The sequence below is a fragment of the Synechococcus sp. F70.1 genome, from assembly GCF_047502745.1.
Classification (GTDB): domain Bacteria; phylum Cyanobacteriota; class Cyanobacteriia; order Thermostichales; family Thermostichaceae; genus Thermostichus.
Genome location: NZ_JANSJL010000049.1, coordinates 5,620 through 13,026 on the forward strand (window position 1 = coordinate 5,620; position 7,407 = coordinate 13,026).

Annotated in this window: 4 protein-coding genes and 1 pseudogene; 3 read left to right on the forward strand and 2 right to left on the reverse strand. The window is 62.7% G+C overall.

The genetic code is table 11. The annotated features are described in order from the left end of the window. From NW860_RS04625 to NW860_RS04635, 3 genes and pseudogenes are all read left to right on the forward strand, one after another. Positions 1 to 434, forward strand: a pseudogene (locus tag NW860_RS04625) (hypothetical protein); the annotation flags it as partial. A gap of 168 nt (positions 435 to 602) precedes the next feature. Beyond that, on the forward strand, positions 603 to 2,531 hold the full coding sequence (locus tag NW860_RS04630; protein ID WP_414512704.1) for an SH3 domain-containing protein: 1,929 nt from the start codon (positions 603 to 605) through the stop codon (positions 2,529 to 2,531). 55 nt (positions 2,532 to 2,586) lie between these two features. Further along, positions 2,587 to 3,543, forward strand: a complete 957-nt coding sequence (locus NW860_RS04635) for an energy-coupling factor transporter transmembrane component T family protein (RefSeq protein WP_414512738.1) — start codon at positions 2,587 to 2,589, stop codon at positions 3,541 to 3,543. On the opposite strand, the gene NW860_RS04640 is transcribed toward NW860_RS04635, so the two are convergent. Together NW860_RS04640 and NW860_RS04645 are read right to left on the reverse strand one after the other, a co-directional pair. Then, positions 3,481 to 6,417: a GAF domain-containing protein gene (locus NW860_RS04640; protein ID WP_414512706.1), complete on the reverse strand. Its 2,937-nt coding sequence runs from the start codon at positions 6,415 to 6,417 to the stop codon at positions 3,481 to 3,483. The two genes, NW860_RS04635 and NW860_RS04640, sit on opposite strands and share 63 nt — an antisense overlap. 155 nt (positions 6,418 to 6,572) lie before the next feature. After that, positions 6,573 to 7,196: an NADPH-dependent FMN reductase gene (locus tag NW860_RS04645; RefSeq protein ID WP_414393211.1), complete on the reverse strand. Its 624-nt coding sequence runs from the start codon at positions 7,194 to 7,196 to the stop codon at positions 6,573 to 6,575. Between the last annotated feature and the right edge of the window lie 211 nt (positions 7,197 to 7,407).

A 7,407-nucleotide genomic window follows, 5' to 3' on the forward strand; every position in this document is an offset into this window, starting at 1 on the left:
TCTCCTGGCTCGGGGGAGCGGAGGGGCTTGGGGATCGCTTCCGGGGAACAGAGACTCTCTCTCCAGCCATGGGATCCTATTCGCCCAGAGGCCCAACTGGCCTGCCTACGCTGGCTACTTTGATGTTGCCCCTAGGGCTAGCCTTGGTGCGGCTGGGCTGGCCTTGGGAAGAACGCCAACAAACTTTGCTCAGCCTGGCCGGCTTGGGCCATGCCCTCTGGATGGGCCTGCTAGCAACTTGGCTGGAGGCTCGGGGGGATCCGCCCCTGTACCTCCTACAACAAAGCGCCCGCTGGGGCCTAGTGGCCCTGCCCTTCTTGTGCCTGAGCGCTGGCGGTGTCTTGGCGGAGATTCCCTGGAGGGGCTGGCGGCGGCTGTTGGGATCCCTGCTTTTGGTCAGCTCGTTCTTGCTGTCGTGGCAAGCGTTGGCCTAGGGCACGATCCCAGCTCCAAACCAAAGCGCTGAGGGGTTGATCAGCCTCTTGCCCCAGCTTTCCAGGGGGATCCCTTTTGTTAAGGAAAAGGACTACAGTTAAGGTCGAGGCGGGTCAGGTGTTCAAAAACGCCACCCCGCCGACCCAAGCAGGAGAACAACGTAAGAGATGATGACGGTGCGGGTGCCCCTCGACTACTACCGAATCTTGATGCTGTCGCCACGGGCAGACAAGCATCAGATCGAACAGGCTTACCAAGAGCGCCGCGAGCTCAGGCCAGGCGAACGTTCTTGGCTGGTGGGGTTCTCGCCGCAGGCCGTGGAGGCTCGTGCCCAGCTTGTCCAGGAGGCCGCTTCTGTGCTGCTCGACCCTGAGGCACGGCGCAGCTACGACGAACACCTAACCCTAGCGCATCCCACCCTGACGGTGGACGAGGCCCTTCTGCCGGGAGTGCTGTGCCTGTGCTGTGAAGTTGGAGAGTACCCAGCGGCTTTAAGCTTGGCTCAGCAAATGCTTGATCAAGGACACCCCGCCCGTTCTGATGCCATTTTGGGGCGGGCCGTGGCCCGTTTAGAGCTAGGCCGGGAAGCCTGGCGACAAGGAGCCTATGAAGAAGCCGCGCACTCTTTGCAGACAGGCTTGGCCGAACTGGAGGAGTGTCAGGCTTTTCCTCAGCTCCAGGCAGAGCTCCGCATCGACCTGGGCAAGCTGCGCCCCTACCGCATTTTGCAGCTCCTTGACCCCAATGCCCCAGCTGCCATGGGCAAAGGAGTAGCTGCAGCTCCTGCCCTGGCGCGGCAGCAGGGGCTGGCTCTCCTCAAGGCCATGCTCGACGAGCGGGGCGGCATTGAGGGCGGTGGGCAAGATGGCTCTGGCTTGAGTACGGAAGATTTCTTACGCTTCATCCAGCGCGTGCGCCGCTACCTCACCCTGCAAGAACAGCAGGAGCTTTTTGAGCAAGAGGCGGAGCGCCCTTCCTTGGTCGCTGCCTACTTGGCTGCGCAGGTGCTGCTGACAGCGGGCTACGTGGAGAAACGGCCAGCTCTAGTGCGGCGGGCGCGCGGCTACCTGATTCGCCTCGCCCAGCGGCAAGATGTGCATCTGGAGCAAGCTATCTGCAGCTTGTTGTTGGGGCAAACTGAGGAGGCCCTCGGCCATCTACGCGCCAGTCAGGAAACCGAAGCCCTGCAGTTTATTGAGGAGCACTCTGCCGGATCCCCGGATCAATTGCCAGGCCTCTGTCGCTTTACGGAAAAGTGGTTCCAGGAGGAGGTATTCCCAGAGTTTTACGCCTTGGATCCTGCCCAGGCTAGCCTGAAAGCCTACTTCGACAACCCTCAGGTGCAGGCTTACCTGGACGAGATGCCTAGCCGCGAGAGCTCGCCAGCAGGTACCCTATCTCCACCTCCTACCCTGCCTCTATCCCAACCGCCCGCTGCTGGGGGTGCTAATCACCCGCCTGCTCCCTTCCCGCAGGGAGTTTCCCAAGAGCCGTCGCACTTGCCCAAGTGGCCTGCTCCATGGGACGGGGAGCCAGCCAGCTCTCCCCCATCAGAAGGGAGCCTTCAGGCCTACAAGAGGGGATTGCAGGAGGTGGAGCGTCACCACCGCAGCCACTTGGGTTCTAGACGAAGTCGGCCTGAGCCTCCTGCTCCTTCCTTCCACCTCCGCTTGGCTGCCGTGGTCGGCGGGGGCATTCTCTCCCTCGTGGTTAGCTGGCAGATACTGCGCAGCCTGTTCACCCCACCACCGCCGCTGGAACAGCCCCAGGTGCAACTGGAGCAGCCACCGGTTACTCTTGAGAATTCGGATCAGGCCAAGCCCTCGCCTGAGCCTGAGTTGATTGGCCCCCTGGCTGAGTGGCAAGGAGTCCAACGGGTGCGGGTGATCTCCAACGGTGGCATCAATATCCGCCAGCAGCCTAGCCTAAGCGGAGCCATTGTCGGGACGGCCCCCCGCCAAGCTTTACTGCGGGTGGTAGAGGTGCGAGTAGGTGAAGGACAGGTACCTGTCTGGTTGCGCGTCGAGCAAGAGGGGGCGCCAGGAGGGTGGGTTGCTGCTCAATCGGGCTCAACTCGCCTGGTTGAGCGACTCTAAGCCTTTTCTGCCATTTGCCTTGCCTAGGCAATAGCTTGTTTCCCGCTTTCCGGTGGTGGATATTCTGCGCAATGCCCCGCTAGGGATCTATCTGGAAGAGCCGCGCACCTGGCTGCACTGTCTTGACCCGCGGGTGAAGTTGGCTTGGTTGCTTAGCTTTCTCCTCAGCCCAATTTTGGCCAGCAGTGGCTGGCGGCTGGCCGTGGTGGCGGTTCTCCTGCTCTTGACGGTAGCAGCCCGTCTGCCGCGCCGGGTCTGGTCGGGCCAGCTTTCGCTGGTGTTGGCCCTCAGCCTGCTTGCTTTTGGGATCACCAGCTTCGCCCCCGATGGCTTAGGGGTCTTCCCCCAGCCGCAGCGGCAGGATGCGCAGGTGGTGGGCTATGGACTTATCTCCAACTCCAACCTGGAGGTGAAGGAGAAGGCAGCGGCCAGACAGGCCTGGCAGCAGCAAACCCGTGCCTGGCCAGCCCCCTACCGCTACCGTTTGCTGCAGGTTTCCCTGCTAGGGCGAACGTTTCAAGTCTCGCGGCGTTCCCTCTCTGTAGCTCTGCGGCTGGGTACCCTCATCTTTACCCTGCTCTATGCCACCAATCTGTTCTTGCTGACCACCGCCCCCGAGGAAATTACGGCAGGGATTGCCCGGCTGTTACAGCCTCTCCAGCGCTGGGGCTGGCCGGTTGCGGAGGTGATTCTCACCCTCACCTTGGCCCTCCGCTTCCTGCCGCTGGTGATGGAGGAAGTCCAGAACTTGGTGCGGGCGGTGCGCACCCGCGATGTGCGCTGGGGATCCCTCAGCTTTCGGGGTGGAATGCAAACCCTTCTGGCTTTGGTGGAGCGCTTTTTTGAAAACCTGCTCCTGCGAGCGCAGGAGATAGCGGCGGCCATGCAAGCTCGAGGGCTAACTGGTCCCGACCATCCTCTGCGCTGGCACCGTCTGCAGCTACGGCGGCTAGATCGAGGAGCGCTGGCCCTCCTGCCCCTGTTTTGGCTGCTGAGAGCTTTGTCGCCCTAAAGATAGCGGCAGGAGCAGCTGGGAAACCGAGCGCCCATCAGAGGAGAGGTAGAACAACAGCTGCCCTCCCAGGCGCTGCACAATCCGCTGGCAAAGGCTAAGCTCCAAGCCGGGGCTGGCCGCTAGCGGGGACTGGAACAAGGGATCGGCAGAGACGACCTGCTGGGGATCCCCTTGCAGGGCTGCCAGCAGGTGGGGATCAAAGCGGCCTTGATCCACCACCAGCAGTTCTGCATAGCCAGAGTGCTCCGCACCGCTCTCGCCAACGGCGACCCGGCTCCACAGATCCAGCCGCCCCCCCTCCGGGCTGCGCAAAGCAGCGGCAACCAGCACCTCCCAGAGGACCATCTCCAGGCGTCCGGGATCCCCCCAGACGGTAAAGCTCAGGTCGCCGTGGGCGCGCGGCCACAGCTTGCGTTTCTGGGCCAGACCCTCCAGCCGGCGCAGGCTCTTGCGCACCAAAGTAGCCACAGACAGCGACTGCAACTGCGGCTGCGCCTGCCAGGTTTCTGCCTGCAACAAGGGCTCCACGGAGACGGCCAGATCCCGCAGCCCTCTGGCAATTTCCACCACCTTTTGCCAGCGCGTGGCCTCGTCTCCTGGCGTTGCTGGCACCTGGCCTAGGCGGCGCAGGCTGTCCAGCAGGGCGTTTTGCAGATCCAGCAGGCGGCGGTGCTTGTACCAGTTCAGCTCGCTGAGTACCTCCTGCCGCTCCTGCAGCGTTTGTACCCAAAGCAAGCGCCGCAGCGTCCAGCCGCAGGTTTGGGCAATCACCGTCGCTGCCGCCTGCTCCTCCGGCTCCCAAACCTTGTCTGCCTCTGCTCCCAAGATCAAAACCCCCAGTGGCTCCAGACCAGGGGAGTCGCCAGTCTCGGGGCCGCCCTCGCCCAGCGGCAGCAGCAGCCAGGATCCCAGGCCCGTCGAGTTCAACCAGGTGCGGCTGGCAGCTGGGATCTGGTCTTGGGAAAGCTGGAGGGGTCCTCTTGCCTGCAGCGCACGGGTCAGCAAGGGATCCTGGCGATCGATCTCAGTGGGGCCGGTGGGGTAAAACGCGGGGGCGGCGGCAAAAGGCGGCTGCAAGCGGGCCCGGCTCTCCCCTGGCTGCCAACTCACCACCAGCGCCAAGGGGATCCCCAACGCTTGGGCCGTCTGTTGGACGGTGGCGGCGTAGAGCTCCGGCAGGGTAGTCAGGTTCTGCAGCGTCAGACAGGCAGCAACCAGGCCGTTGAACAGTTGCTCTTGCCGTTGCCGCCGCTGTTCCAGTTGGATTTGCCTCAGGATCAGGCCCACGGGTTGGGCGATCCCGCGCAGCAGTTGCCGTTCTTCCCGGCTCCAGGCCCGCCGCTGGGGATGGAGCACCAGGATCAGCCCTTGCGGAAGGGCAGCGGGAGTGGCAGAGCCGCCGACTTCCGTGTGGGTGAGCATGAGGGAACGCACCCCCAGAGGGGCCAGTTCCTGCCGCCAGGAGAGCAGGCGCAGATCTTGGTCGTAGTTTTCTGCCACCACCACCTCGCTGCGCAACAGATCCTGCCAATCTTGCTCGCTTAGGGAGCTAAACTGCTGCGGCAAAGCCTGCTGGCCCTCGCTGCGGTACTCGTAGAAGAGGCGGGGGATAGGTTGGTTGGGATCCAGCGTCAACACCGCTACCGCGGCGGCTTGCAGGCGCTGGCCCAGGCCAACCACCGCTTGCTGGAGAGCCCGCTGCAGCTGGGCCGGGTTGGAGAGGGCCTGGCCTACCTGATGCACGAACTCCTGGTCGTCGGCCAACTGGCGGAGGCGACGATCCAGATTTTCCAGAGGAGTGGCCAAGGCCAGCCCATGGGCGGCAGCGGCCACCAACTGGCGCTCGGCAGCTTGCCAGGTGCGGGGCACCTCCGACTGCACCCAGATAAACCCCAGCAGCTCCTGCTGCAGCCGGATCGGGGCGGCCAAAGCCGACTGCGCTCGCCATTGCTGCATCAACTTGAGGGGAACCTCGGCGCGGGTTGTCTCCAGGTCGCCCACCACCACCTGGCCTGCCGCAAGAGAGGAGTACAGGTTTCCCAATTCCCGGAGCCCAAGGCTGCCCTCTTCCATCGGGATTACCCCGGCTTTGGTTCCTCTGGCAGTGGGGGCAGGAGTAGGCCTAGCGGCGCTTTCATGGGGAACAAACCGTCCCTCGCTGGGCTTGTGCCAGTACACCTGGATGCGAACGGCGCCCAAGCAGGACTGCAGCTCCTGGGTAACCAGGCTAACCCGTTCTTGCAAGGATCCCGCCTGGCACATCGCCGCCCCCAATCTCAGGAGCGACTCTTCAAAGCGCTTTTCGGCCTGCCGTTTCCAGGCATCTTCCAGCTCCTGCCAAGAGGCTGCCAACTGCCCCAGCAAAATCCCCAGGAGCGCCTTTTCCTCCTCGTGGGTAGTAGCGCCCCACAGTTGGGATCCCAGCATCAGGATCCCCAGGCAGCGCCGCCGCCCTACCGTAGAGAAGGGGTAGATGAAGCAGCCTTGGATCCCGCCCAGCCGCTTGGCTTCTCGCTGCCAAAGACCCATGCGCGGCTCCTGGGAAAGGTCGGGCACGCTGATGGGCCGCTGCTCGAACACTACCTGCTCGAGGATCTCCCCCGGCTGTAGGGGATACGTAGCTTGCAAGAGAGGTCGATCCTCCTCTCGCAGGGTCACACCACCTTGGCCCACCAACTGGTGATTGGCAGGGTCGTAGAGGGCTAGCCAAATTAGCGGCGCCCCAAACACTGCCTTGACATACTCCAGCGTGAGCTGAATCAGGGCCTTAGCGTCGGTCTGCTCCCGCATCTGCTGCAAGGTTGCCTGTAGGGCCACCAGCGGAGAGACTGCCCCCGCTCCACTAGAGTGAGGAGAAACAGACTGAACCATAGTTCAAGCATTGGCTGGGCAGGTTTGAGGGAAAGCAGGCCCAGCCACCTCTTGGCTCACCTTAACCCTGCTGTTTCTTGGAAGCCAACATTTCCAAGGCAGTTGGAGATGCCCCTGCAGGGTATTGTGCCGTCAATAGAGCTAACTTGCAGTCCTCACTGCCTGGTTACGAGAGGGATCCCGCGCAATTTGGACGTATTGGTTACCAGACTTTGCACAAAGCGCTGGAAGCGCTGCCGCAGGTTTTCGTCCCTGAGGTTGCCCTGCTCATCGAAGGCACTCCAAGCCCGCCCGATGGCAATTTGCTCTGGGATCGCCCAACCGTGCAGCCACCGCACAATCAGGCGCATTTGGTTAAGGGTGTCGCTGTTGCTCTCGCCGCCCAAGACACTGATGAGCCCAAAGACCTTGCCCTCCAAGTGCTCAAAGCTCAGCAGATCCAAAGCATTCTTCAGGCTGCCGCTGATGCTGCCGTGGTACTCCGGGCTGGCCAGAATGATCCCATCGGCCTGCTTCATCGTTGCCCGCAAAACCTCCACATCGGGATAGTCGGGGTAGGATTCCGAACCATCGGCAAAGGGCAACTTCATCTGCCGCAAATCAAGAAGGTGCAGCGGTATCCCCAGCTTCTCGAACTCGCGCCGCACTACCTCCAGGGCCCGATAGGTCAGGGAGTTGGGCCGCAGGCTGCCACCAATGGCCACGAAGCAAGGTGCAGAGGCCGCGGCCAGGACGGTTTGAGAGTCGGCGGTGGGGGCTTGCCCAGTTGAGGAAGACATAAGCCGTGCTCACGGATAGATATCAGTTACGCTGCAAACAATCATAACTCATACTAACTCTGTCCTGTGGTCCCTCCCCGATTTCTGCCAATTCCACCCCTCCTAGACCAAGAGCTCTAGGACCAGCGGAGCACCTGCAGCAGGTTGGAAAAATCATCCCGCCAGAGGGGATCCCCGGCTTGGGGCAGAAGGGGCTGCCAGGGATCCCCGT

What these genes read in the sequence shown, in the direction of transcription:
- NW860_RS04630 (WP_414512704.1), top strand. Translation starts at nt 603, where the DNA reads ATGATGACGGTGCGGGTGCCCCTCGACTACTACCGAATCTTGATGCTG.
- NW860_RS04640 (WP_414512706.1), bottom strand. Translation starts at nt 6,417, where the DNA reads ATGGTTCAGTCTGTTTCTCCTCACTCTAGTGGAGCGGGGGCAGTCTCT.
- NW860_RS04645 (WP_414393211.1), bottom strand. Translation starts at nt 7,196, where the DNA reads ATGTCTTCCTCAACTGGGCAAGCCCCCACCGCCGACTCTCAAACCGTC.